Raw genomic sequence first — 24514 nt, 5'->3', positions numbered from 1 at the left:
GGCCGGGTCGTTGCGCTGGAAATGGGACGTTCGCGGTGCCGGCCCGATCCGGACGGCGGCGAGGCGGCACGACGCTGAGACCTTCGGCGTGACTGCCCCGGGGAGCGTCAGAGGGCTCGACGGCGCCCACATAAGGTGGTGTCGACGCCGCCCGTAGCTGGACGCCTGGTGGCCGAGCTACGACGCGATCTCCATGTTCTACGGCCTGTGCCGGCCAGGTTCGGTGGGAGGGGTGGCCAGGGGCCGGGCGGGGTCAGCGGGGGCGGTTGTGGGCGGCTTCGGCGAGGTCGGTCCACTGGTCAGCGAAGGCGTGGGGGACGACGACCCAGTCCTTGACCACCTTGCCCTGCCCGGTCGGGTCGAAGAGGGAAGCGCCGTCCAGTTGCAGGGCGGCCGCGTGCTCGGGGGTGTCGCGGACCAGGCGGAAGACCATGGCGCCGTCTCGTTGCAGGCTGGCGAACACCTTCCCGGCCTGGTCCTTGAGCGCCGGTCTGCCCATCATGCTGGAGACCAGCACGCCCAGGTCGGCCAGTTCGGCGCCGACCTGCTTGAAGTCCTCTTCCGCGCTCACCGGTGCCCCCAAGACTCGTCAGGCAGAACGGCGATCAGGCTAGCCGTCCCGGGAGGTGCTGATCAAACGGCGCCGGAGCCAGGCGCGCAACCATCGAACCGGGCTCCGCCAGATCCGGCTTCGCCCGAGGCCGCCCCGGTGTGGCCGGGTGGAGCGTACGGCGGGGCGGTGTCCGGGGTGTTCGGCGCGGTAGGCGGCGACGGCGTCGGCCACCCGGTGGAAGAAGCGGACGCGCTCGTCCAGCCCCGTTTCGCGCATGAGGTTCCGGACGGGCACGCGGGTGCGGGCGAAGGACAGCCGCACCCCGGCGCGGTCGCAGTCGTCGGCGACGCGGTGCAGGGCTTCGACGCCGGTGGTGTCCAGGTCGTAGACGGCTTCGGCGTCGATGACGATCTCGCGGAGCGGGGGTTCGGCGTCGGCGATGAGGCGGCGCAGGTCGGCGCGGAGGACGTCGGCGTTGGCGAAGAACAGCGGCGCGTCGAAGCGGTAGACGACGAGGCCGGGCAGCGTCTCGGCGTCGCGGTAGTTGACGACGTCGCGGTAGGCGCGCTCGTCACCGGTGCGGCCGAGCACGGCGGTGTAGGGCATGACGGCGCGGCGCAGCACTTCCAGGAGGGAGACGGCGACGCCGACGACGATGCCTTCGAGCACGCCGAAGACGAGGACGCCGGCGGCGGTGACGGCGGCGAGGACGAAGTCGGTGCGGCGGAGGCGCCAGAGCCTGCGGAAGGCGGGCAGGTCGATGAGCCGGGCGGCGGTGAGGATGATGACGGCGCCGAGCGCGGCCTGGGGGAGGGTGCGGATGAGCGGCATGAGGGCCAGCAGGGTGATGATGACGGCGAGGGCGGCGCCGAGGCCGGCGAGGCGGGTGCGGGCGCCGGAGCCGGACAGCAGGGCGCTGCGGGAGTCGCTGCCGTTGGCGGGGAAGCCGCCGAGCAGGGCCGATCCGGCGTTGGCGGCGGCCAGGCCGAGGAACTCCTGCTGCGGATCGGCGTCCTCGCCTTCCTTGGCGGCCAGGGAGCGGGCGGTCAGGACGCTGCTCGCGTACACGAGCAGGGCGAGGCTGAGCGCGGGCCCGATCAGGCGCATGGTGTCGGCGAGGCCGGTCCAGGGCAGGCGCGGCACGGGCAGGCCGCCGGTGGCGGGGCCGAGGACGGCGAGCCGGTCGTCGAGGCCGGCGAGGGCGACGACGGCGGTGGCGGCGACGAGGGCGATGAGCGGTCCGGGCAGGCGCCGGGCGTAGCGGCCGATGAGCAGGACGGCGGCGGCGGTGAGGAGGGCGCAGCCGAGCGCCCACGGGTTCAGGTCGCCGAGGTTGCGCAGGACGGCGCCGATCTTGGTCAGGTGGTGGCCCCGGGGTTCGATGCCGGTGACCTTGCGGAGCTGGCTGACGATGATGACGACGCCGGAGCCGGCGAGGTAGCCGGTCAGGACGGGCGTGGACAGCAGGCGCATCAGCACGCCGGCGCGGATCGCGTACCCGATCGTGAGGAAGGCGGCGATCAGCAGGGCGAGCTGGGCGGACACGAGGGCGGGGTCGCCGCCGGGCACGGTGGCGAGCGCGCCGGCGACGACGATGGCGACGGACGACTCGGGGCCGACGTTCAGGAAGCGGGCGCCGCCGAAGAGCGCGTAGCCGATCATCGCGCCGAGCGCGGTGTAGAGGCCGGCGGCGGCGGGCAGGCCGGCGAGCTGGGCGTAGGCGAACGCCTGGGGCACGAGCACCGCCCACAGCGACAGGGCAGCGAGCAGGTCCGGGCGCAGCCAGGCCCGCCGGTAGCCGCGCAGGGCGGCCCAGCCGGGCATGACGGACAGGTTCACCCGGTTCCTCCCCCTGGTCGGGCTCCCCTGGTTCCTTGCCAACGGCAGGGCAAGGGAAAGCCTGGGAGAGCATCGTTCCTGCTCAAAAGGGGTACGCCAGGCCGCATGGGTGGGGTGCTGGGGGAGTTGCTGCCACTCGCGCTGGCCGTGGCGATCAGCCCGGTGCCGATCATGGCGGTGATCCTGATGCTGCTGGCGCCGCGCGCGGGCGGCACGAGCGCGGGGTTCCTGGCGGGCTGGGTGGGCGGGATCGCGGTGGCGACGGGGGTGTTCGTCGTGCTGGCGCGCACGGTGGGGCTGTCGGCAGGCTCGGGGGAGCCGTCGGCGGCGGTCTCGTGGATCAAGCTGGTGCTCGGCGTGCTCATGCTGGGACTGGCCGGCAAGCAGTGGCGCTCGCGCGGGCGGCCCGGCCTGCCGGGCTGGATGAAGGCCGTCGACAGGCTCACGCCGGTGAAGGCGGCCGGGCTGGCCGCCGCGCTGGCGGCGGTCAACCCGAAGAACCTGATGATGTGCGTGGCCGCCGGCGTCACCATCGCGCAGGGTGCGGTCCATGAGATGGCGCTGCTCGTCGTGTTCACGCTGCTGGCCGCGTGCAGCGTGGCGGTCCCGGTCGTCGTGTACGCGGTCGCGGCCGAGCGGATGCGGGCGCCGCTGGACCGGCTCAAGAGCTGGCTGGAGCGGGACAACGCGACGGTGATGTTCGTGCTGCTGCTGGTCATCGGCGTGGTGCTGATCGGCAAGGGCCTGGGCGGGCTGCTGCCGTGACGTGGTTCGCCGCGGGCATCAGCCGGCCGCTGGACTGGCCGAAGGAGATCACCGCCGGGGTCACGCTGGCGGCGCTGGCCATCCCGCTCAACATCGGCTACGCGCAGATCGCGGGACTGCCGCCGGTCGTCGGCCTGTACGCGGCGATCGTGCCGATGCTGGTGTTCGCGCTGTTCTGCTCCTCGCGGCAGCTCGTGGCCAGCCCGGACGCGCCGATCGCGGCGCTCATCGCGTCGCTGCTGGCGGCGATGGCGGTCCGGCCGGGCAGCGCGCAGTACGTCGAGCTGGCCTACGCCCAGGCGCTCGTGTGCGCCGGGGTGTTCCTGCTGTTCTTCGTGTTCAGGCTCGGGTTCCTGGCCGACTTCCTGTCCGAGCCGGTGCTGGTCGGGTTCATCGCCGGGCTGGCCGTGGAGATCCTCACCAGCCAGGTCGAGAAGATCCTCGGCGTCCACACCACGGCCGACCGGTTCTTCCCGGAGCTGTGGGAGATCATCACGAGGATTCCGCAGGCCGAGAAGTGGAGCGTGGTCATCGGCCTGGCGACGGTGGCGGTGATCGTCGTGCTGCGCAGGTTCGCGCCGGCGCTGCCCGGGCCGCTGGTCGCGCTGGTGGCAGCGACGGCGGTGGTGGCCTGGGCCGGGCTGGACAAGCGCGGCGTGTCGGTGCTCGGCGACGTGCCGTCCGGGCTGCCGCTGCCGCACTGGCCGTCGATCACGCTCGGGCAGTGGGCGGGGCTCGTCCCCGGCGCCATCGCGATCGCCGCCGTCACCCTGGCCGACGGCCTGCTCACCGCCCGCCGCTACGCCGAACAGCGCGGCTACCGGCTCGACGCCAACCAGGAGCTGCGCGCGTTCGGCCTGGCCAACGTCGCCGCCGGGCTCACCCAGTCGATGACGGTCGGCTCCAGCGCCTCGCGCACCGCCGCCATGGACGCCACCGGCTCCCGTTCCCAGGTGCCCAGCGTGGTGTGCGCGCTCGTGGTGGCCGTCCTGGTCGCGTTCTTCTCCGGGGTGCTCGCGTACCTGCCCAACACCGCCCTGGCGGGCATCGTGGCCGTCGCCGTCGTCCGGCTCATCGACGTGCGCAAGCTGGCCGAGCTGTGGCGGCTGCGCCGCTCGGAGTTCTGGATCGCCGTCGTCTGCCTGCTCGGCGTCCCGGTGCTCGGCTCGCTCACCGCCGTCGTCATCGCCTTCCTGCTGTCGGCCGTGGACGTCGTACGGCGGGCCGCCCGCCCCAGCACGGCCGTCCTGCGTCCCGGCGAGCAGGGCCGGTACGTGCGCGAGGAGGATCACCGGGACGGGGACGGCGAGGCCGGGCCGCTGACCGTCTACCGGTTCGAGAGCCAGCTCTTCTTCGCCAACGCCGCCACCTTCAAGGCCGACGTCGAACGCCTCGCCGAGCGGGGCGCCCGGTGGATCGTGCTGGACGCCGAGGCCATCCCCGACGTCGACACCACCGGCGCGCAGGCCCTGCGGGACACCGTCGCCCTGCTGGGCGAGCGCGGCGTCACCTTCGCCGTCTCCCGCGCCACCGCCGGGCTGCGCCGCCTGCTCACCCACTACGGCCTGACCGAGCTGACCTACTACGACTCCAACGAGGCCGCGGCCGACGCCTTCCGGGAGAGCTCAGCCCCATGAGGTCGCCGGAGAGTCCCGCAGTGCTCACACGCAAGGGGGAACGCGTGCCCCCGGCCCTCTTCCGGCGTCCCCGGCGGCGGCTGCGGGCCGGCGTGGTCCAGGTCGGCTGCGCAGGGGCCGGGCTCGCCGCCGGGCTGATCCTGCCGAACCTGCCCCCCACGGTGCCACTGCCCACCAAGGACGCCACCGGGGCGCTGTTCACCATCGGGTTCGGCGTGCTCGGCCTGGCCAGCGTGATCTTCTCGCTGCTGTTCCTGGTCATGCAGTTCGCCGCGGGCACCTTCAGCCTGCGGCTCACCCTGTTCCGCGACGATCCGACCGTCTGGCGCACCTTCGCCTTCGCCGTCGGCGTCTTCGTCTACACGATCACCGCGGCCCTCGCCGTCGCTCACCGAGGCGCGGTCTCGCTCAGCGTGCCCCTGCTGGCCGTGCTGCTCGCGCTCGTCGCCGCGCTGCTCATGCGCACGGTGCAGATCCGCGCCTTCATCTCCATCCAGCTCGCCCCCTGCCTGAACGTGATCAACCGGCGTACGCGCCGGGTCGTCGACGTCGTCTACCGCAGCCCCTACCGGGCAGACCGCGAGCCGCTCGACCTGCCCGCCCCGGTGTCGTCGATCCTCTGGCGGGGCAGGCCGGCCCGGCTCCAGGAGGTCGACGTGGCCGCGCTCGTCGCCCTCGCCGCCCGGCGCGAGGCCGTCATCGTGCTGCGTGCCCCCATCGGCGCGCAGCTCTTCGACGGCGACCCGCTCGCCGACGTGCACCACCACGCCGTGCCCGAACGGCTGCTGCTGCGCCACGTGCTCACCGGGCCCGAACGCGCCTTCGCGCAGGACGCCGCGTTCGGGTTCCGGCTGCTGGCCGACATCGCGCTCCGGGCGCTCTCGGCGGCGGTCAACGACCCGGTCACCGCCGTGCAGGCCCTCGACCACGCCGAGGACCTGCTGCGCCGCATCGTGGGCAAGGCGCTCGACGTGGGGTCGGCGGCCGACGCCCGCGGCCGGGTCCGCGTGGTGATCCCGCTGCCCTCCTGGGAGGACTACCTGCGGATCACGTTCGACGAGCTCATCGCCACCGCGCGCAGCCCCATGGTCCTGCTGCGGCTGCGCGAGCTGCTGCGCGGGCTGCAAGAGGAGGCGCCGCGCCCCCGCAGGGACGCGGTCGCCGCCCGCCTGAGCCGCGTCGAGGCGCGCCTCAGGCGGCGGAGCGGCTGACGCTCACGGCGTCACGATCGCGAACGCCGGAGTCGGGTCGTCCAGTACGGCGGTCAGGCGGTTCAGCGCGTTCAGGTCGCCCTCGTGCCGGATGCCGTCGGCCGGCCCGCCGGTCAGCAGGCCCAGCAGGTCCCGCTTGGTGAGCGTGAGCGTCAGGTCCACCGGCCGGGACGGCGGATCGGCCTGGTGGATGAGCACGCCGTTGGACAGCGCGGTCCGGTGCCGCCGGTCCAGGTCCGTCAGGTGCCAGTCGATCGCCAGGCTCTCGTTCCACGCCTTCGGCCCGTCGACGCGGATGGCGATGGAGTCGAAGACCTGCTCCAGCGACAGGGCCTGGAGCATCTCCGGCGAGGTGGTGTCGAGGTCGGGCGGCACCACGCCGGAGGTCAGCTCCCGGGCGGCGACCAGGTAGAAGTTTCGCCAGGTGCCGTTCTCGGAGCCGTGGCCGAGCCGGGTGTAGACCTCGGCGAGCAGCTCGCGCGCCTGCCGGTCGCCGTCGTCGGCGAACACCGCGTGGTTGAGCAGCGTGGCAGCGAAGCGCAGGTCGCCCTCGTCGACGTAGCGGCGGGCGTACGACAGGACGCCCTCGCGCCCGCCCATGCACTCGACGTAGCGGCGGGCCTGCTCGACCGGCGGGTGCTCCCACAGGTGGGCCGGGTTGCCGTCGAACCAGCCGAGATAGCGCTGGTAGATGGCCTTGACGTTGTGGCTGACCGAGCCGTAGTAGCCGTGGGTGTGCCACGCCTGCTCCAGGGCCGGCGGCATCCGGATCGCCTCGGCGATCTCGATGCCCGTCATGCCCTGGTTCATCATGCGCAACGTCTGGTCATGCATGTAGGCGTACATGTCGCGCTGCTGGGACAGGAACGTGACGATGTTCTCGCTGCCCCACGTCGGCCAGTGGTGCGAGGCGAAGACCACGTCGGCGTCGTCGGCGAACAGCGTGATCGCCTCGTCGAGGTAGCGCGCCCACACCCGGGTGTCGCGGACCAGCGCGCCGCGCAGCGTCAGGATGTTGTGCTGGTTGTGGGTCGCGTTCTCGGCCATGCAGAGCGCCCGGCGGTCCGGGACGTAGAAGTTCATCTCGGACGGGGCCTCGGTGCCTGGCGTGAGCTGGAAGACCAGCCGCACGCCGTCGATCGTCTCCTCCTGGCCGGTGCGCGTGATGTCGAGCGTGGGCGGGATGAGGGAGATGGTGCCGGTCGAGGTGGTCATCCCGAGCCCGGTGCCGATCTGGCCCTCCGGCGAGCGGGGCAGGTCGGGGCCGTACATGTAGACCGCGCGGCGGTTCATCGCGGTGCCCGCGTAGACGTTCTCCGACACCGCGTGCTCCATGAACCCGGCGGGGGCCAGGATCGGCACGTCGCCGTCGGTGACGCCGCGCACGCCGCCGAAGTGGTCGGCGTGCGAGTGCGTGTAGATGACGGCGGTGACCGGCCGGTCGCCGCGCTGCTCGCGGTAGAGCTTCAGGCCCGCCGCCGCGCACTCGTTGGACAGCAGCGGGTCGACCACGATGACGCCCTCGTCGCCCTCGATCAGCGTCATGTTCGACAGGTCCAGCCCGCGTATCTGGTAGATGCCGTCCGTGACCTCGTACAGGCCCTGTTTGACGCAGAGCTGGCCCTGCCGCCACAGGCTGGGATGCGCGGTGTCCGGGCACTCCCCGTCGAGGAAGCCGTACGCGTCGGAGTCCCAGACGACGCGGCCGTCGGCCGTTCTGATCACCGCGGGGTCGAGCGCGGCCAGGAACCCGCGGTCGGCGGCCTCGAAGTCCGCCCGGTCATGAAAGGGAAGGTCAGCCATGAAAGCGACCTTCCCCCCGGGCGTCCGGTTGCCCGGCCGGAGCCGGTACCTTCACCCACCCGTGGCCATCTCTTGCACCGGCTCTGGCCGGGTCGCCGCGTACGTGTCGACGAGCGCGAACAGCATCGCCACCACGGGGATGGACAGCAGCGCGCCCACCGGCCCGAACAGCGCCGCACCCAGGAGCACGGCCGTGAACGAGGCCGCCGGGTGCAGGTCGACCGAGCGGGCGCTGATCCTCGGCTCCAGCGTCAGGTTCTCCACCTGCTGATACAGGATCGCCCAGCCCAGCGCCACCGCCCCCACCCACGGCTGCGGCGAGGCGAACCCCACCACCGCGGGCAGCGCGATCGAGATGTACGTGCCGATCGTCGGCACGAACTGGGCCACCACCCCCGTCCACACGCCGAGCGCCAGCCACGACGGCATGCCGATCAGCAGGAACACCGCGGCCGACAGGCACCCGTTGATCGTGGCCAGGATGAGCCGGGCCGACACGTACCCGCCGGTCTTCTCGATCGACAGGTCCCAGACGCGGCCGAAGAGCTGCTGCGGCCGGCGCGGCAGCAGGCGCGCGATCCAGTGGCGCAGGCGCGGGCCGTCGGCCGACAGGTAGAAGGCCAGCAGCAGGATGGTGATCAGGTTGAACACGGTCTTCGTCACCGCGCCCAGCAGGCTCAGCACGCCGCCGAGCACCCCCTGGGCGTACTCGGCGGCCTGCTGCGGGGTGAGGTGGATGGAGGCGAGGATGTCGTGCACCCGGTACTGGGTGCCGAGCCGGGCGTTGATCCACGAGATCACGGCCTCGGCGACGGTGGGCAGGTGGCGCAGGAGCTGCGCGGCCTGCTCCAGGAACAGGTTGCCGAACAGCGCCAGGAAGATCAGCGCCGCCAGGATGAGCGCCACCATCATCACCATCGTGGCCCGGCCTCTCGGCATCCATCTCGACAGCCTGCGCACCCCCGGCTCCATCGCCAGCGACACGAACCAGGCCAGCACCACCAGGACGACCAGCCAGCCCGCGTCGGTCAGCACGAAGTGCAGGAAGAACGCCCCCGCGACGAGGACGGCCAGCGCGAGCCCGGCCCGCGCCACGTTCGCGGGCGACAGCACCACCCGCACCGGTCGCGCCCGGTCGGTCCGCGCCGCCCTGCCCGGCTTGATCATGGGTTCCTCCTGGTCGGCTCGCCGCCGTCCAGCCTTTCAAGCGGCGTCGCGGCGCGCGGGTGCGGCGCGTCAGCGGCCCAGCAAGAACGGGTAAATCCTCACGAGTCACCGCCAACCCGGCCGGCCTGGATCGTGCTCCCGCGCGTCGTCTCCACCACGACCGGCACCCCGTCCGGGATCTGCCCGCGCAGCGCTTCGAGCAGGCCGGAGACCGGCGGCAGCTCACCCGGCGTCTGCACCCGGACGCGCAGCTCCCGGGAGACCACGTCCACGCCCGCGATCGACGAACCCGGCACGCCGGAGATCCACTCCGCGGCCACCGCCTTCGCCCGAGCGCTCCACGTCGTCAGCAGCCAGCTCACCACGGTGTTCGCCGACAGCGGGACGACCACCAGGACCAGCAGCGACGCCAGCACCAGCCGGGCCCGGCGGCGGCTGCGCCCCGACTCCGCGACGGCCTCGGCCCCGTACCCCGTCGCTGTGAACACCACGATGCCGCCGAGGATCAGCGCCAGCAGGTTCGACAGGAACAGCACCAGCGCGCCCAGCGCCAGCCAGCCCGCCCCCCGGCCCAGGCACACCCCCACGACCGCCAGCGGCGGCACCAGCGAGATCGCGATCGCCACCCCCGGCAGCACCGCCGCCACGTCCCGCCGCGCGTGCGCCACCGCCCCGGCCAGCCCCGTCGCCAGCGCCGCCACCAGATCCATCAGCTTCGGCGACGTCCGCCCCGCGATCTGACTGTTGGTCAGCAGCTCGTACGAGGCCGGCAGCAACGCCGAGAACACCACCCCGATCCCGACCACCAGCAGCCCGCCGAAGAACACGAACCCGACCGCGCCCTGCCCGCTGTGCCGCACCGTCGCCAGCGCGGTCCCCATGATCGGCGTGGCCAGCGGCGCGATGATCATCGCGCCGATCACGGTGGCCGTCGAGTCCGTCAGCACCCCGGCCGACGCGATCACCGCCGACAGCGTGAGCATCGTCCAGAACGCCGACCGCTTGGCCCCGCTGTCACCCGCCGACAGATCCAGGCTCTCGACCAGATCCTCCAGCGGGCGGCGCTGCGTGTCGGGCAGCACGCGCTCTCGAAGTCCGCTCAGCATGCCCCCGAGTATCCGAGCAGGTCACGCCGGGAACCGACAGCGACACGGCCCTGGACATTGGCCGTGTCCGGTCTGATTCTCGTTCCAGTCGGCTCGTGCGGCCTCAGAGGGCTGTCGGCCGCCTACCTGGCCGACCTGGCGCTGAACGCGGTCTTCGCCGCCGTCGCGTACGGGGTGTGGCGGCTGGTCAGGAACGCGCCGCCGGTCCTCGGCCACCTGTCCGGCATCGCCGCCGTGCTGACGGCCGCGTGGACGTCCCTCATGCTCGGCCTGGCCGCCGCCGGGCTCTCAACCGCCTCTCCGACGCCCGGCAGCTCCGCCGCAGCGGGTACGGCTACTGATCGGCCGGGATAGCGTGTCCCGTTGTGGATCGACATCCGCGCCGATGAGAGAGTACGAACGTGATCGACAGCACCGCCCTCGCCGCAGTGGAGAACGCCGTTCCGGGGATCACCCGCACACGGGCGAGCGACCGGCTGGGCATGGCCCACGACGCCTCCCACTACCTGCTGACCCCGCAGGCCGTTCTCGTGCCGGAGAGCGCCGACCAGGTGGCGGCGCTGCTGCGGACCGGGCTGCCGCTGACGTTCCGGTCGGGCGGGACGAGCCTGAGCGGGCAGGCGGTGAGCGAGCACCTGCTGGTCGACACGCGCAGGCACTTCCGTTCGATCGAGGTGCTCGACGGCGGGGCTCGGGTGCGGGTCCAGCCCGGCGCGGTGCTGCGGCAGGTGAACGCCCGCCTGGCGCCCTACGGCCGCAAGCTCGGCCCCGACCCGGCCAGCGAGTCGGCGTGCACGATCGGCGGCGTCGTCGCCAACAACTCCAGCGGCATGACCTGCGGCACCCACGCGAACACGTACCGGACGCTGGAGTCGATGACGCTGGTCCTGGCGAGCGGCACGGTCGTCGACACCGGCGCGCCCGACGCGGCGCAGCGGCTGCGCGCGCTCGAACCCGAGCTGGCGGCCGGGCTGGAACGGCTGCGCGACCGGATCCGCGGCAACCCGGACTCGGTGCGGCGCATCGAGGCGCAGTTCGCGCTGAAGAACACGATGGGCTACGGCCTCAACAGCTTCCTCGACCACGACGACCCGGTGGACATCCTCGCGCACCTGATCGTCGGCAGCGAGGGCACGCTCGGGTTCGTGGCCGAGGCGGTGCTGCGCACGGTGCCCGCCCACCCGCTCGCCGCCACCGGGCTGCTCGTCTTCCCCAGCCTGCACCAGGCGATGGCCGCGATGCCCGGCCTGGTCGCCGCCGAGCCCGCCGCCGTCGAGCTGCTGGACGCCGAGTCGCTGCGGGTGGCGCAGACCGACCCCAAGGCCGACGACCTCCTGCGTACGCTGACCGTACGCGATCATGCGGCGCTGCTGGTGGAGTGGCAGGAGTCCGACGCCGGCGCGCTCGGCGAGCGCGAGGGCGCGGCCGCCACCGTGTTCGGCGAGCTGGAGCTGTCCGCGCCCGCGCGGCTGAGCAGGGACGCGGGCGGCCGGGCCGCGCTGTGGCACATCCGCAAGGGACTGTACGCGTCCGTCGCCGGGGCCAGGCCGAGCGGCACCACGGCGCTCTTGGAGGACGTGGCCGTCCCGGTGACCGCGCTGGCCGACCTGTGCGACGACCTGGGCGCGCTGTTCGCCAAGCATCACTACGAGCGCAGCGTGATCTTCGGGCATGCGAAGGACGGCAACCTGCACTTCATGCTGAACGAGCGCTTCGCCACCGACCTGCGGCGTTACGCCGAGTTCACCGAGGACATGGTGGAGGCGGTGCTGGGCCGGGGCGGCACGCTCAAGGCCGAGCACGGCACCGGCCGGGTCATGGCGCCGTTCGTGCGCCGGCAGTACGGCGACGAGCTGTACGAGGTGATGCGCGAGGTCAAGCGGCTGTGCGACCCCGCGGGCACGCTCAACCCCGGCGTGCTGCTGACCGACCGGGAGGACGCCCACCTGCGCGACCTCAAGACCGTCGTCACCGTCGAGCCCGAGGTCGACCGGTGCGTGGAGTGCGGCTACTGCGAGCCCGTCTGCCCCAGCCGCGACCTGACCACCACCCCGCGCCAGCGCATCGTGCTGCGCCGCGAGCTCGCCGCCGCCCAGGCCGCCGGTGACCACGCGCTCGCCCGCGAGCTGGAGGAGGAGTACGCCTACGACGCCGTCGACACGTGCGCCGTCGACGGCATGTGCGCCACCGCCTGCCCCGTCCAGATCAACACCGGCGACCTGACCCGGCGCCTGCGCGCCGAACGCCACGGCCGCGCCGCGCGCACGGGCTGGAAGAGCGCCGCCAAGCACTGGGACGGCGTCACCCGCGCCATGAACCTGGCCCTCGACACGGCGGCGAGCCTCCCGCCCGCGCTGCCCGAAGCCGCCAGCGGCCTGGGCCGCGACCTGATCGGCGCCGAGACCGTGCCCCGATGGAGCCGCGACCTGCCGCGCGGCGGGACCCGCCGCCGCGCCGCCCCGGCCGCCTCGCCCGACGCCGTCTACCTGCCGTCCTGCCTCAACACGCTGTTCGCCCCCGCCGACGGCGGCCCCGGCGTCATGGCCGCCTTCCGCCGCCTGGCCGGGCGAGCCGGCATCCGCCTGCACGTCCCCGAACAGATCGCCGGCCTGTGCTGCGGCACCCCGTGGTCGTCCAAGGGCTTCCCCGACGGCCACGACACGATGGCCCGCCGCGTCGCGGACGTGCTCACCGAGGCCACCGACGGCGGTCGCCTGCCCGTGGTCACCGACGCCGCCTCCTGCACCGAAGGGTTCGACAAGCTCGGCTTCCAGGTCGTCGACGCAATCGCGTTCACCGCCGAGCGCATCCTGCCCCGCCTGCCCGAGGCCCGCCGCCTGCCGTCGCTCGCCCTGCACCCCACCTGCTCCTCGACCCGCCTGGGCCTCGACGCCGCCATCACCCGCATCGCCGAGGCCGTCGCCGAACGGGTCGTCGTCCCCGACGGCTGGCAGTGCTGCGCCTTCGCCGGCGACCGCGGCCTGCTCCACCCCGAGCTGACCGCCTCCGCCACCCGCGCCGAGGCCGCCTCCGTCACCGCCGGCGACTTCACCGCCCACGCCTCGGTCAACCGCACCTGCGAGCTCGGCCTCACCCGCGCCACCGGCAAGCCGTACCACCACCTGCTCGAACTCCTCGACCGCGTCACCAGATGACAACGCCGATTGTCACACCCTCGTGAGAGGCTGCGGCATCGACCGGAGAGGCGGTGCCGTGTTAGAGGGTGTGGACAAGGTCCCTTGGGCGAGGATGTGGGCCGGCCGGGAAGACATGCCCGGCCTGCTGCGGGAGATCGCGACGGCGCCCGCGCACGTGGCCACGTCGCCGGTGTGGCGGCTGTGGCACGGGCTGTTCAGCGACCTGAGCGATGCGGAGGTCTACGCGGCGGCCCCCCACCTGGTGCCATACCTGCTGGAGCTGGCCAGGATCGCGCGGCGGCCGCACCGGGAGCTGGGTCCTCGACCTGATGACCGGCATCGCGGCCGCCCGGTCCTACAGTGACCCGTTCCGGAAGTTCGCCACCCGGCCCGGGACCGACCACGCGGAGCTGGCGCGCGAGGCCATGGCGAGCGGCGTCGGGGTGCTCCTGCGGCTGCTGGACGACGCCTCTCCGAAGGTCGTCGTCGAGGTGGCGCGCCTGCTGGTCCGCCTGCCCGGCACCGCCCAGCACAGCCTGCCCGCGTTACGCGCGCGGGGCCGGAAGGGATCGCGGCCGGCGGCCGACGCCGGGGCGGTGGCATGCGTGCTGGCGGTGGCGTGGCTGGCGGCGGCCGACAACAGGGAGTGGTTCGCCGGGCTGCTCGGCGACACCGCCGCGCACGCCGATCTGCGGGCCGCTGCCGCCGCCGGGCTCGCGATGGCCGAGCCCGGGCAGGACCCGGCGGGCCGGCCGGCCGGCGACGCCGTGATCAGGCTGGTCGCCGACGTGGCCGCCGATCGCGGCTCGGCGCTCCGGCGCATCCGGTGGCACGGTGACGGCGTCACGCCCCTCAGTACGGCTCTCGCGCGGGCCGAGCACCTGCAGCGGGCGGTGGCCCGCGACCTGCTGGCCCGCCCGGAGCCGCAGGAGATCGACCACGCCCTGGACCTCGCGAGGGAGGCGATCGAGCACTGGCGGTCCGCGCCCGCCGAGCTGCTGCCGATGGTCGCCCGGCTGGTGCCCGACCTGCCGGCGGCCCCGCCGCGCGGACGCGGCCGGCTGGGAGACTGCGGCCCGCTGGTGGACGCCGTGAAGCTGATCGCCGATGCCGGGGAGGCCGCCGCCGCGCACGCCGACCTGCTGGCCGGGCTGCTGACCGGCGACCCCGCCGAGCCGTGGCCGGACGTCGCCGGCCAGGCCGTGGAGGGGCTGGCCCGGCTCGGCGACGACCGCTGCCTCCCGTGGCTGATCGCCGCCCTCCAGGACGAGCACGGCAGTGATGTGAGCATCCCGGCGGTCCTCCCCGCCATGGTGGCGCACGCCGAAGCGCTCGTTCCCGCCCTGGAGACCTTCTACCGGTTGGGGCGGAACGGCATCCAGCATGTCGAGTGCCTCCGGGCGCTGGCCTCCTGGGGAGCGGCGGCTGCCCCTCTGGCGCCGATGATCGCCGAGGTCGTGACCCAGCGCTACCTGTCCATCGCGCTGCCGCTGCTCGGGGCGATCGGCCCAGCCGCCGCCGAGGTCGTGCCCCAGATACGCGCCCTGCTCGACGAGGACGACGAGCATGACAGGCACCTGGCGGCCTGGGCGCTGTGGCGCACCACCGGCGAGCTGGGCCGGGCGCCGGAGCTGCTCGTCGAGAACCTCGCCCGCTCCGGCGGTCATCACGCGGGTGAGGTCGCGCCGATGCTCGAAGACCTCGGTCCCGCCGCCGGGGCCGCGGTCGCGGTCCTGCGCGCGTACTTCCACGATGCCGAGAACGGCCACCTGTTCGCCCGGGTGGAGATCGCGCGGGCGCTGTGGGCGATCACCGGCGAGAGCGACGGGCTGGCCGCCCCGCTGCTGGAATCCGTCACCGAACGGCCGCTCACGGACCGGGGGTTCCGCCGGCCCGCGTCCGACCTGCTCGCGGTCGACGCGCTGGGCGTGATCGGCGGGGCGGAGGCCGTACCGGCGCTGGAAGCCATCGCGCACGGCCGGGCCAGGGTGACGAGCCGTGACGTGTGGGCCGACGAGCGGCTGCGGCGGGTCGCCCGGCGTGCGCTGGACCGGGCCGGCAGCGGGGCGGGGGCCGCTCTGACGCCCTGGTGGGAGGTGTAGGTCGTCAGGACGGGTTCTGGAAGGTGACTTCCGGGTTGGCCGGGGTGGGGCCGTCGAGGAGGGGGCGCTGCTTGCCGCGCAGGTGCTGGTCGAAGAACGCGCCCACGTACGCGCGGGTGATCTCGCCCGAGCGCTTGCCCGACAGCGGCGCCGAAGGGTCGCTGTGGCCGGCCTGGCCGCCGAGGATGGGCAGGTCGATGAAGGTGAAGTGGCCGGAGTCCGCGACGGTGAGCCAGCGCTTCCAGCCGTCCAGCCGCTTCCAGTCGCGCGGCCAGCTCGTGTCGCGTGCGGTGGGGGAGTGGCCGGCCTGGGTGCCGAGCATGAGGAACGGCCGCCCGCCGAGGCCCCGCTCGGGGACCGGGGCGAAGAACGTCCCGTCCATGTTCACCCCGGCGCGGACGCGGCGGTCGGCGGCCATGACGCTCGCCGAGGCGTTGCCGCCGAGCGAGTGGCCGGCCGCGCCGATGCGCCGGGGGTCGATCGAGCGCTTCCACGCGGGCAGGCTCGTCAGCCGGTCGACGACGAAGGAGAGGTCGGCGGCGCGGCCGGTGGCGGCCTTGGCCAGCAGCTTCTTCTCCGCGGCGTCCGAGCCGGCCCCCTCGATGGTGTCGCAGGCGACGCAGGTCAGCGTGCGGCCGCCGGGGAACGTGGTGCCGAACGACTCGTAGGCGTGATCCACGAGCGCGACCACGTACCCGGTGGAGGCGAGCTCCTCGGCGAGCGAGGTGAGGGTGGCGCGGTTGAGCGTGAAGCCGGGGGAGAGCAGGACGAGCGGGTGCCTGCCGGGGGCGGGGCGCGCGCCGGTGCGGGCGTTGGTGCGGGTGGCGGCGAGGATCTTCGGCGGGAAGCGCTTGTCGAGGTTCTGGCCGCGCAGGAGGAGCTCGGCCTCCTTGAGGGACATGTACGGGGCGGGCTTCCCGCCGCCGCGGGCCGGATAGTACATCGAGACCATGAGCTGCCGGGCTCCCGCCGAGGGCACCCACGGGTCGCGCCGATCCCGGTCGACCAGGTGCAGCGTGTCGCGGCCGACCGCGTACGAGCCGGTGGGCGCGGGGATGGCCAGGCGCACGTCGTCGGCGGCGGGCGCGGCCTGCGCGGCCTGCGCGGTCTGCACCAGGGGCGTCGCGACGGCCAGGGAGAGGAGGAGAGCGGTGGCGTTGCGCCGGATCGTGTTCATGGAAGGGAGCGTACGAAGGCGCACGTCAGCGCCGACATGCGCGAAAGTCCAGAGCGACCCCTGACGAAAGTCAGGGAGTGCTGGGCGTGGGGCTGATCATGCTGGCGGTCGTGGTGTGGCGGCGTCAGCTCGATCACTATCAGAGCTCGGGGCACTGAGGCCGAGCGCGGGCAGGATCGCCTGGTCGACGAAGTCGATCAGGTCGGAGTCGCTCGGCGGCATGCCGTCGAGCAGCCGTTTGACGACGAGCGCCTCGCCGATGTCGGCGACCACCGGGGTGAGGCGGCCGGCGGGGAAGGCGCCGCGCTCGGCGTAGTGGCGCAGCACGGTGCTGGTGAACGTGCCGCCCCGGTGGGCGAACACCCGCTCCTGCAGCGCCTCGGACATTTTCGTCGCGCTCAACGGGTCGGTGAGGATGGCCGCCACGGCGCGTCCGGCGGGGCTCAGCGTCCAGGTGACCATGAGCTTGAGCGCCCGGATCAGGTCGCCGCGCAGGTCGTCGGCGCCGGGGGTCGGCTCCTCGACCGGGTGGGCGTGGTAGAGCGCGTCGAGCAGCACTTCGACGGGGTCGGACCAGCGCCGGTAGAGGGTGCTGCGCGGGGTGGCGGCGCGCTTGCCGATGCCGTCCATGGTGAGCCTGCCGACGCCGACCTCGACCACCTCTTCCAGCACGGCAGTGTGGATGGCGTTGATCAGGTCATCGCCGCGCCGCCGGGTCCGCCCGCTTCGATCGCTCACGTTTGCCCCTTGCTCAGCTACAAGGCTGTATCTTACTGTCCAACATAAGCTACAGTCGTGTATCTAATGCTGAGGGGACACCCATGTCCATCACCGCCCCACCCCCCGTCCAGCAGGCCGTGCCGCTGAGCCGGCGGTCCCTGGCCCCCGACCTCGCGCGCGGCCTCATGCTGCTGCTCATCGCGGTGGCGCACGCGCACATGTACCTGTCCGGCCACCCCGCCGGCTTCCGCGGCTACACCCTCGACGGCGGCCTCCTCGACCGGCTGGTGGCCGGGATCCAGATCCTGCTCGTCGACGGGCGGGCGCTGCCGATGTTCGCCGGGCTGTTCGGCTACGGCCTCGTCCAGCTCGCCGACCGCCAGCTCGCCGCCGGGCGCACCTGGCCGCAGGTGCGGAAGGTGCTGCGCGCACGGAGCCTGTGGCTGCTGGCCTTCGGGTTCTGCCACGCCCTGCTGCTCTTCTTCGGCGACATCCTCGGCGCGTACGGCCTGGTCGGGCTGGTGCTCGTCGGGTTCATCCGGCGCAGCGACCGGGCCCTGTTCTGGGCCGCCGGGATCAGCACCGTGCTGCACGTCGCCGTGCTCGGCCTGTTCGGGCTGCTCACCGTGACCGCCGAGAAGGGCGACACGCCCGCCGCCATGGCCGACCCGATGGAGGCCGCCGTGATGCGAATGATCGGCTGGTCCGGGATGACGCCGACGTACTTCGCCGTCAGTGTCGTGCCCGCCTTCCTGCTCGGCATCTGGGCGGCCCGCCGCCGCCTGCTGGAGCAGCCCGCGGAGCACCGGGCGCTGCTCCGCCGGGTCGGCGTCATCGGCACGCTGATCGCCGTCGTCGGCGCCGTGCCGCTCACGCTGATGGACACCCGGATCTGGGACGCCACGGACGCCATCGGCATCACCGCGTACGCGCTGCACAGCGTCACCGGCATCGCGGGCGGGCTCGCGTACGCCGCCCTCATCGGGCTCGCCGTCGCCGGCCGGGAACGCCACGCGCGCCCGGGGGCGGTCACCCGCGCGCTCGCCGCGTGCGGCCAGTGGTCGCTGACCTGCTACCTGCTGCAGTCGGTGGTCTTCGTCGCGCTCTTCGCACCCTACTTCGGCGGGCTCGGCACCCAGCTCGGCGACGCCGCCGCCTCCGGTGTCGCCGTCGTCACCTGGCTGTTCACCGTCGTGCTCGCCGCCACCCTGTCGCGTACGGGCCGCCGCGGTCCCGCCGAGACGCTGCTGCGCCGCCTGACGTACCGCCGCGTGAGGTAGCCGGCTCAGAGCCCGGGGTGCCAGGCGAACGCGTCACCCCACAGCTCCACCCGCCCCAGACCGGGGAACGGCAGATGGTAGGCGTGGACCGGCACGTTCTCGTCGGCCGCCCAGGCGAGCAGCCTGCGCCGGCTGCGCACGGACCGCTCGGCGTCGTGGTCCCACGGCGTGCGCCAGGCGGGGTGCGCGAGCTGGAGCGAGTCGTAGAACGAGTCGCCGACGCACAGCAGCCGCTCGCCCCGCGACCGCAGCAGGATCGCCGTGTGCCCCGGGGTGTGACCGGCCGCGTCGACGGTGTGGACGTGCGGCAGGATCTCCTCGCCGTACTCCACCTCGCGCAGCCGGTCGCCGAACGCGGCGATCGCGTCCAGAGCCGGGCGGCGGCGCACGTCCGGCAGCGACGTGGCCTCCTTCCAGTACGCCACCTCCGCCGCGTGGGCGAACCCCGACGCCGTCGGGAAGGCGGCCAGGGCGCCGCGCGTGTGGTCCTCGTGCAGATGCGTGAACACTACGGCGGCCGTCTCCCAGGCCGCGAGCCCCGCCTCGGCCAGGCCGTCGGCGAGCCTGCCGTAAAGCGGGCGAGCTCGGGGCCGTAGCCGGTGAAGCCGCGGCCGAGACCGGCGTCGATCACCGCGGTCCCGGCCCCGGTCGCCACGGCCACGCAGTTGTAGCCGCAGGTCAGCGTAGTCCGCCCGGCCGCCGCCGCGCGCAGCTCCCGCTCCGGCACACCGGTGGCGGGGGTGAAGAACTCCGCCAGCGGCGGCTCCCAGGGCGGCCGGGGCTGCCCGTCGCTGATCACCGCGCAGGACAGGTCGCCGACCGTGAAGTGATGGATCACCCCTGAGAGTCTGCCGTGGTCAGGCGCGCCACGGGACCTGGGGCGAGCGGTGGAAGCCGATGCCCAGGGTCTGCCATCTCGGGGCCTGGGCGGCCAGGCGCTCGCGGAAGCTCGCCCAGTCGTGCGTGGACCGGGGGGACCAGGCCAGCTCGGCCACGGCGGGCAGCCTGGGGAAGGCCATGTGCTCCAGGTCCTTCTCGGTCGCGAGCGTCTCGGTCCACAGTGGCGCCTCGACGCCGAGCACCGCCGACTCGGGGACGCCCGCCAGGTGCGTCCCCGGGTCCCAGTCGTAGGCGTCACGCACCTCGATGAGGGCCGCCCAGGTCGTCCCGAGCTTGGTCGTGGCGTCGTACTTCATGTCCAGGTACGTCTTGTTCGCCGGGGACATGATGACCTTGGCGCCGCCCGCGACGGCCCGGGTGACGGTCGCGTCGTCGCTCGTCAGGCCCCAGTACTGCAGGACGCGGCCGGGGGAGTGGCGCACGTCGGGCGCGGCGATCTGGTGCCAGCCCACGACCTTCTTGCCGAGGGACACGGCCATGGGGTGGACCCGGTTGACGAAGGTGGCGAAGTCGGCGTCGGAGGTCGCGTCGGCCTCGTCGCCGCCGAGGTGCACGTACGGGCCGGGGGTGAGCTCGGCCAGCTCTCTCAGGACGTCGCGGACGAAGGTGTAGGTGATCTCCTTTGACGTGCACAGCGAGCTGAAGCCGACCTTGACGCCGGTGTAGAGAGGCGGGGCGACGCCGTCGCAGTTGAGCTCGGCGTAGGAGGCGAGGGCGGCGTTGGTGTGGCCGGGGACGTCGATCTCCGGCACGATCGTGATGTGCCGCCGGGCGGCGTGCGCGACGATCTCCCGGTAGTCGGCCTTGGTGTAGTAGCCGCCGGGGCCGCCGCCCACCTGGGTGCTCCCGCCGTGGGTGGCCAGCCGGGGCCAGGAGTCGATGGCGATGCGCCAGCCCTGGTCGTCCGACAGGTGCAGATGCAGGTGGTTGATCTTGTAGAGGGCGATCCGGTCGAGGTAGCGCTTGACCGTCTCGACCGGGTGGAAGTGGCGGGCCACGTCGAGCATCGCGCCCCTGTAGGCGAAGCGCGGGTGGTCCACGATGCGCCCGGCGGGCACCTGCCACGGCCCCGGCCGCACGCTCGGGCTCTCCACGCTCGCGGGCAGCAACTGCCGCAGCGTCTGTACGCCGTTGAACAGCCCGGCCGGCGTCCGCGCCCTGATCGTCACGCCGCGGGGCGTGACGTCGAGTTGGTAGCCCTCCGGTCCGACGGACGCGGGCGCGCCCTCCAGCCGGAGCGAGATCGCGCCCTTGGGGCGGATCGGCAGGGCGTAGCCGGTGGCCGGGCGCAGGACCCCGGCCAGGTAGGCGGCCACGCCGGCGTCGTCGGATGCGATGGCCGTGCCGGGCCGCAGCGTGAACGCGCCGCGCGCGGGCCGCACCGAGACCGGGGCAGGCACCAGGTCGTGCATCGCCGTGCGCCCGTGGGCGACGATGGCCGGTGGCGGCGCGACGACCGCGAAGGCCAGCAGCAGGGTCCCGAGAGCGAACAGCCTCACCGTGCACCGCCTTGTCAGTAGGGTTAGTCAATAGGAAGCTTTACTAACCGATTCGCTCTGTCAAGACCTGTTTCGCCTCGTGGCCCCCCGTCGCCCGTCAGGCCTTCGCGCGGTCGAGCGGGTGGGCGAGCTCGTCGGCGGGCATGCGGGCCAGCAGGACCGCCGCGACCGCGATCGGCAACGGCAGCAGACCGGCGATCACGAAGGTCGTCGTCAGGCCGATCGCCTCGCTGAGCGGGCCGGCCAGCGCCATCGACACCGGCATGAACACCAGCGACACGAAGAAGTCGAGGCTCGACACCCGCCCCAGCAGCTCGGGCGGGACGCGGCGCTGCAACAGCGTGCCCCAGATCACCATCGGCGCGCTGAACAGCGCCCCGATCACGAACGCGCCCAGCGCGATCAGCCACACGTCACGGGCGACGCCGATCAGCACGAACGGCAGACAGGCCAGGCCCCACATGACGTTCATCGCGGTCAGGTAGCGCCGGGGCAGCCTGCGCGAGGCCATCGCCAGCGAGGCCAACGCCCCGCTGACGCCGAAGGCCGCCATCACCAGCGCGTGATCCTCGGGGCCGCCGCCCGCGCCGTCCTTGACCGCGAACGGGATCAGCACCTCCATCGGGCCCATCACCACGAGGATCATCAGCGAGGCGAAGACCAGCGTGGCCAGCAGCCACGGAGTCCGGATCATGTACGCGAAGCCCTCGCGCAGGTCGATCAGCATCGAGCGCACAGGGTGGCGCGGCTCCTCGTCGGTGCGGTCGCGGCGGATCGGGACCGGCTTCATCAGCAGCAGGAACACCGTCGCCGCCACCTGCGACGCGGCGCCCACGGCCAGCGCGGCGCCGGGGGAGTAGCCGGCCACCAGGATGCCCGCGAGCGCCGGGCCGCCGGCCTGCAGCACGATCGGGCGCAGCGTGCCCTCGATGCCGTTGGCCGCCAGCAGGTGCTCGGCGGGCACGATCGAGGGCAGCATCGCCGAGTAGGCCGGATAGTAGAAGCCGCTGCACAGGCCGCGGACCAGCGCGACCACGGCGAGCTGCCAGACCTGGACGGCGCCGAGCAGCGCCAGCGCGGCGATCGCGGTGGCGGAGACGGCCAGCAGCAGCTCGGTCGTCAGCAGCACCCGGCGCTGCGGCACCCGGTCGGCGATCACGCCACCGAGCAGGACCGTGGCGACCATGCCCAGGGCCGTGCAGGTCGAGACGAGCGACAGCGCGCCCGCGCCGCCGCCCAGCTCGATCACCTGCCACACCATGGCCATCAGCCACAGGCCCTCACCCAGCATGGACGCCGTGAGCGAGCCGGTCAGCAGCCCGTACTGGCCGTGCTGGAAGGGGCGGAGCGGGCCACGCAGCCAGCGCGAGGCCCGCGTGCCGGTGGTGGTCGGTTCCGTCATGGGTCCGACGCTAGCGGGGGCCGCCGACATAATTCCTCGCCGCGCCGCTGCGGCCCTCAAAATAGGGATATGTCGTATCCTCCGCCGCCCCAGCCCGAAGGCGGCACCCCGCCCCACCACGCCCACGGCCCGTCCGGCCCACCCCCCGCCGCCGGCCCGGGCCAGCACGGCACCGCACCGGGGCAAGGACAGCCCGGCCCGTACGGCGGCGCCCCCCAGGGCCAGTCCCCGTACGCGCCCCCGCCCGGCCAGGCCCCCTACGGCGGCTCCCCAGGCCAGTACCCCCCACCGCCGAACCAAGGCCAGAGCCAGGGGCACTACGGCGGGCAGCAGGGCCAGGGGCAGGGGCACTACGGCGGGCAGCACAACCCCGGCCAGTACGGCGGACCGCAGGGCCCGTACGGGACGCCGCCCGGCCAGCCACCGCACGGGCAGCCACCGCACGGGCAGCCCCCTTATGGCCAGCCACCGCACGGGCAGCCTCCGTACGGCCAGCCCGCCTATGGTCAGCCCCCGTACGGACAGCCGCCCTACGGCGCGCCGCAGCCGCCGAAGCGCGGGAAGGGCCTGGTGATCGCGCTGGTCGCGGGCCTGGCGGTGCTGATCCTGGGCGGTGCGGCGACGGCGGTCGTCTACGTGGTGAACAACCGGCCGGACGACCGCGTCGTCGCCCAGCCGCCCGCCGCCTCCGACACCCCCACGGCCCCGGAGACCACCCCGCCCGGCACCCCGGACCCGGCCACGTCCGTCCCAGCGACTCCCGACCCCTCGGCGTCCGCGGCCGAGACCCCGGCCCCGTCCCCCAGCGACACGGCCCGGGCCGAGCCGGGCGCGAAGCTCAACCATGACGAGTTCAAGGACTGGAACTTCAAGCTGAGCGGCGTCTCGTACCAGGCGAAGAAGGTGGGCGGCTGGAACTACTCCTCCTGCGACCCGGTCGACGGCGCCGGCGTGCTGGCCAAGACCAACTGCGACCACGCCGTGCAGGTGGCGTACACGGCGTACGGCGGCGCGCTCAAGGGTGTGCGGATCGTCATGGCGTTCCCGACCGAGGCGGACGCCGAGGAAGCCTCGACGAAGCTGGGCAAGCTGTCGTCGGACGCGGTGCTGTGGCGCAAGGACAGGACGCACGCGAGCTACGCGTACGGCAAGATCCGCATGGGTGATGCCCGGAACGTCGTGGTCGTCACGATCGTCACGGCGACCAAGGCGGCCGAATCCAAGGCGACGAAGTTCCACAACTACTTCCAGGCGGACGCCGCCGGATATTTCCTCTTCCGGGATGACGTATCGGTCGCTTGAGGCCGGGGTGAGGTTGGGGTGCGACCGGTGAGACCGGTCAGTGGCCCCCGCCGGACGTGGCGCGGGCGAACTCCCACGGGTCGTGCGCGCTGATGAGCGTCACCTGGTCGCCGTGGTGGCGCACCAGCTCGCGGAGCCGGGCCTGGGTGCCCAGCCGCAGGTCGTGGTGGACCTCCGAGCTGGTCTGGACGAGGTTCAGGACGGGGTGCGGGTGCGGGTCGGCGTCCAGCTCGCGGTGGTAGTAGTACGCGTCGCCGCAGTGCAGGAGCCAGCGGTCCCCGTCGTGCAGGGCCACGCCGGTGTGCCCCTCGGTGTGGCCGCCGAGCGGGACCAGCCGGATCTCCGGGGGCAGGCCCTCGGCCTGCACGGAGGTGAAGCCGAACCAGTCGTCACCTGAGCCGTCCGGAACCGGGCCGCCGCCCGCGTACGTCACCCAGTCCGGGCCGTGCGCCCAGTGGGCCGGGCGGTAGCGGAAGCTGGGCGCCTGGCGGGTCGCCGCGTCGAGCTCGGCGGCCAGGACGTGCACCTTGGCGGCCGGGAAGTCGGGCAGCCCGCCGCAGTGGTCCACGTCGAGGTGGGTGACGATGACGTGCCGCACGTCGCGGGGGTCGTGGCCGAGCGCGGCGACCTGGCGCACGGCGGTCTCGCGCTCGTCCAGCAAGGGCTCGGCCAGCTCTATCCAGTCGGCGCCGAGGCTGCCGGCGGGGTCGCGCACGTCGGTCAGGCCGAGGCCGGTCTCGACGAGGACGAGCCCGGCGGACTCGGTCTCGGCCAGCAGGCAGTGGTTGACGGCGTGCGCGCCGGGCGGGCCCTGGTAGGTGGGTTCGATGCGGCGTACGGATCCGCAGTTGAGGTGATGGATCTTCATACCGCTAGGGTCTTACTTGAAGCGCGGTTCAAGTCAAGGAGGCGGG

21 protein-coding genes are annotated in these 24514 nt (G+C 73.4%); 9 read left to right on the top strand and 12 right to left on the bottom strand.

All coding sequences use genetic code 11. The annotated features are described in order from the left end of the window. Positions 1-253 precede the first annotated feature (253 nt). Both ACBI99_RS42950 and ACBI99_RS42945 read right to left on the bottom strand, forming a co-directional pair. A complete protein-coding gene (locus ACBI99_RS42950) occupies positions 254-571 on the bottom strand; it encodes a hypothetical protein (protein ID WP_219508369.1) in 318 nt (105 codons plus the stop codon). Between the two features lie 39 nt (positions 572-610). After that, the gene (locus tag ACBI99_RS42945) at positions 611-2392 is read right to left on the bottom strand and encodes a SulP family inorganic anion transporter (protein ID WP_375075090.1); all 1782 of its coding nucleotides are present in this window, start codon (positions 2390-2392) and stop codon (positions 611-613) included. 105 nt (positions 2393-2497) lie between these two features. Here ACBI99_RS42945 and ACBI99_RS42940 point away from each other — a divergent pair, with 105 nt between their 5' ends. From ACBI99_RS42940 to ACBI99_RS42930, 3 genes are read left to right on the top strand one after another with little or no spacing between them, the layout of a single operon-like run. Beyond that, positions 2498-3157: a GAP family protein gene (locus tag ACBI99_RS42940; RefSeq protein WP_375075089.1), complete on the top strand. Its 660-nt coding sequence runs from the start codon at positions 2498-2500 to the stop codon at positions 3155-3157. Then, positions 3154-4794: a SulP family inorganic anion transporter gene (locus tag ACBI99_RS42935; protein ID WP_219508372.1), complete on the top strand. Its 1641-nt coding sequence runs from the start codon at positions 3154-3156 to the stop codon at positions 4792-4794. Before ACBI99_RS42940 ends, ACBI99_RS42935 begins: the two co-directional genes overlap by 4 nt. A gap of 20 nt (positions 4795-4814) precedes the next feature. Continuing rightward, entirely contained in the window at positions 4815-6005 is a 1191-nt protein-coding gene (locus tag ACBI99_RS42930) for a DUF2254 family protein (protein WP_357583898.1), read from the top strand. A gap of 3 nt (positions 6006-6008) precedes the next feature. On the opposite strand, the gene ACBI99_RS42925 is transcribed toward ACBI99_RS42930, so the two are convergent. From ACBI99_RS42925 to ACBI99_RS42915, 3 genes are all read right to left on the bottom strand, one after another. Further along, positions 6009-7808, bottom strand: a complete 1800-nt coding sequence (locus tag ACBI99_RS42925; protein ID WP_375075088.1) for an alkyl/aryl-sulfatase — start codon at positions 7806-7808, stop codon at positions 6009-6011. A gap of 51 nt (positions 7809-7859) precedes the next feature. Further along, positions 7860-8975: an AI-2E family transporter gene (locus ACBI99_RS42920; RefSeq protein WP_246645645.1), complete on the bottom strand. Its 1116-nt coding sequence runs from the start codon at positions 8973-8975 to the stop codon at positions 7860-7862. A 98-nt stretch (positions 8976-9073) separates the two neighbouring features. After that, on the bottom strand, positions 9074-10081 hold the full coding sequence (locus ACBI99_RS42915; protein WP_375075087.1) for a DUF389 domain-containing protein: 1008 nt from the start codon (positions 10079-10081) through the stop codon (positions 9074-9076). 63 nt (positions 10082-10144) lie between these two features. On the opposite strand from ACBI99_RS42915, the gene ACBI99_RS42910 reads away from it, so the two are divergent. From ACBI99_RS42910 to ACBI99_RS42895, 4 genes are all read left to right on the top strand, one after another. Beyond that, entirely contained in the window at positions 10145-10435 is a 291-nt protein-coding gene (locus ACBI99_RS42910; RefSeq protein WP_375075086.1) for a hypothetical protein, read from the top strand. A gap of 47 nt (positions 10436-10482) precedes the next feature. Beyond that, positions 10483-13236: an FAD-binding and (Fe-S)-binding domain-containing protein gene (locus ACBI99_RS42905; RefSeq protein WP_375075085.1), complete on the top strand. Its 2754-nt coding sequence runs from the start codon at positions 10483-10485 to the stop codon at positions 13234-13236. Between the two features lie 70 nt (positions 13237-13306). Further along, entirely contained in the window at positions 13307-13582 is a 276-nt protein-coding gene (locus tag ACBI99_RS42900) for a hypothetical protein (RefSeq protein WP_375075084.1), read from the top strand. Beyond that, positions 13548-15320, top strand: a complete 1773-nt coding sequence (locus ACBI99_RS42895; protein ID WP_375075083.1) for a hypothetical protein — start codon at positions 13548-13550, stop codon at positions 15318-15320. Before ACBI99_RS42900 ends, ACBI99_RS42895 begins: the two co-directional genes overlap by 35 nt. Before the next feature lie 4 nt (positions 15321-15324). On the opposite strand, the gene ACBI99_RS42890 is transcribed toward ACBI99_RS42895, so the two are convergent. Both ACBI99_RS42890 and ACBI99_RS42885 read right to left on the bottom strand, forming a co-directional pair. After that, positions 15325-16497: an alpha/beta hydrolase family protein gene (locus tag ACBI99_RS42890; RefSeq protein WP_375075082.1), complete on the bottom strand. Its 1173-nt coding sequence runs from the start codon at positions 16495-16497 to the stop codon at positions 15325-15327. Between the two features lie 96 nt (positions 16498-16593). Beyond that, complete coding sequence (locus tag ACBI99_RS42885; RefSeq protein WP_219508381.1) at positions 16594-17235, bottom strand: TetR-like C-terminal domain-containing protein; 642 nt, start codon at positions 17233-17235, stop codon at positions 16594-16596. A gap of 83 nt (positions 17236-17318) precedes the next feature. Here ACBI99_RS42885 and ACBI99_RS42880 point away from each other — a divergent pair, with 83 nt between their 5' ends. Continuing rightward, complete coding sequence (locus ACBI99_RS42880) at positions 17319-18497, top strand: DUF418 domain-containing protein (RefSeq protein ID WP_375075081.1); 1179 nt, start codon at positions 17319-17321, stop codon at positions 18495-18497. Positions 18498-18502: 5 nt separating this feature from the next. Here ACBI99_RS42880 and ACBI99_RS42875 read toward each other — a convergent pair whose 3' ends face one another. The 4 genes from ACBI99_RS42875 to ACBI99_RS42860 all read right to left on the bottom strand — a co-directional run bounded on the left by ACBI99_RS42875 (position 18503) and on the right by ACBI99_RS42860 (position 22298). Further along, complete coding sequence (locus tag ACBI99_RS42875) at positions 18503-19006, bottom strand: MBL fold metallo-hydrolase (RefSeq protein WP_375075080.1); 504 nt, start codon at positions 19004-19006, stop codon at positions 18503-18505. Next, the gene (locus ACBI99_RS42870; protein WP_375075079.1) at positions 19006-19335 is read right to left on the bottom strand and encodes a hypothetical protein; all 330 of its coding nucleotides are present in this window, start codon (positions 19333-19335) and stop codon (positions 19006-19008) included. Before ACBI99_RS42870 ends, ACBI99_RS42875 begins: the two co-directional genes overlap by 1 nt. A 19-nt stretch (positions 19336-19354) precedes the next feature. Beyond that, complete coding sequence (locus ACBI99_RS42865) at positions 19355-20896, bottom strand: beta-N-acetylhexosaminidase (protein ID WP_375075078.1); 1542 nt, start codon at positions 20894-20896, stop codon at positions 19355-19357. Positions 20897-20993: 97 nt separating this feature from the next. Further along, the gene (locus ACBI99_RS42860) at positions 20994-22298 is read right to left on the bottom strand and encodes an MFS transporter (RefSeq protein WP_375075077.1); all 1305 of its coding nucleotides are present in this window, start codon (positions 22296-22298) and stop codon (positions 20994-20996) included. A gap of 69 nt (positions 22299-22367) precedes the next feature. Here ACBI99_RS42860 and ACBI99_RS42855 point away from each other — a divergent pair, with 69 nt between their 5' ends. After that, a complete protein-coding gene (locus tag ACBI99_RS42855; RefSeq protein WP_357583879.1) occupies positions 22368-23600 on the top strand; it encodes a hypothetical protein in 1233 nt (410 codons plus the stop codon). Positions 23601-23637: 37 nt separating this feature from the next. On the opposite strand, the gene ACBI99_RS42850 is transcribed toward ACBI99_RS42855, so the two are convergent. Beyond that, on the bottom strand, positions 23638-24468 hold the full coding sequence (locus tag ACBI99_RS42850; RefSeq protein WP_375075076.1) for an MBL fold metallo-hydrolase: 831 nt from the start codon (positions 24466-24468) through the stop codon (positions 23638-23640). Positions 24469-24514 lie beyond the last annotated feature (46 nt).

The organism is Nonomuraea sp. ATR24 (assembly GCF_041950485.1).
GTDB lineage: Bacteria > Actinomycetota > Actinomycetes > Streptosporangiales > Streptosporangiaceae > Nonomuraea > Nonomuraea ceibae.
This window is presented reverse-complemented; position numbering and strand designations above follow the sequence as displayed.

Coding starts and splice junctions, on each gene's coding strand:
- ACBI99_RS42915 (WP_375075087.1), bottom strand. CDS start 10,081: ATGCTGAGCGGACTTCGAGAGCGCGTGCTGCCCGACACGCAGCGCCGC.
- ACBI99_RS42920 (WP_246645645.1), bottom strand. CDS start 8,975: ATGATCAAGCCGGGCAGGGCGGCGCGGACCGACCGGGCGCGACCGGTG.
- ACBI99_RS42880 (WP_375075081.1), top strand. CDS start 17,319: ATGTCCATCACCGCCCCACCCCCCGTCCAGCAGGCCGTGCCGCTGAGC.
- ACBI99_RS42855 (WP_357583879.1), top strand. CDS start 22,368: ATGTCGTATCCTCCGCCGCCCCAGCCCGAAGGCGGCACCCCGCCCCAC.
- ACBI99_RS42925 (WP_375075088.1), bottom strand. CDS start 7,808: ATGGCTGACCTTCCCTTTCATGACCGGGCGGACTTCGAGGCCGCCGAC.
- ACBI99_RS42890 (WP_375075082.1), bottom strand. CDS start 16,497: ATGAACACGATCCGGCGCAACGCCACCGCTCTCCTCCTCTCCCTGGCC.
- ACBI99_RS42850 (WP_375075076.1), bottom strand. CDS start 24,468: ATGAAGATCCATCACCTCAACTGCGGATCCGTACGCCGCATCGAACCC.
- ACBI99_RS42940 (WP_375075089.1), top strand. CDS start 2,498: ATGGGTGGGGTGCTGGGGGAGTTGCTGCCACTCGCGCTGGCCGTGGCG.
- ACBI99_RS42860 (WP_375075077.1), bottom strand. CDS start 22,298: ATGACGGAACCGACCACCACCGGCACGCGGGCCTCGCGCTGGCTGCGT.
- ACBI99_RS42895 (WP_375075083.1), top strand. CDS start 13,548: ATGACCGGCATCGCGGCCGCCCGGTCCTACAGTGACCCGTTCCGGAAG.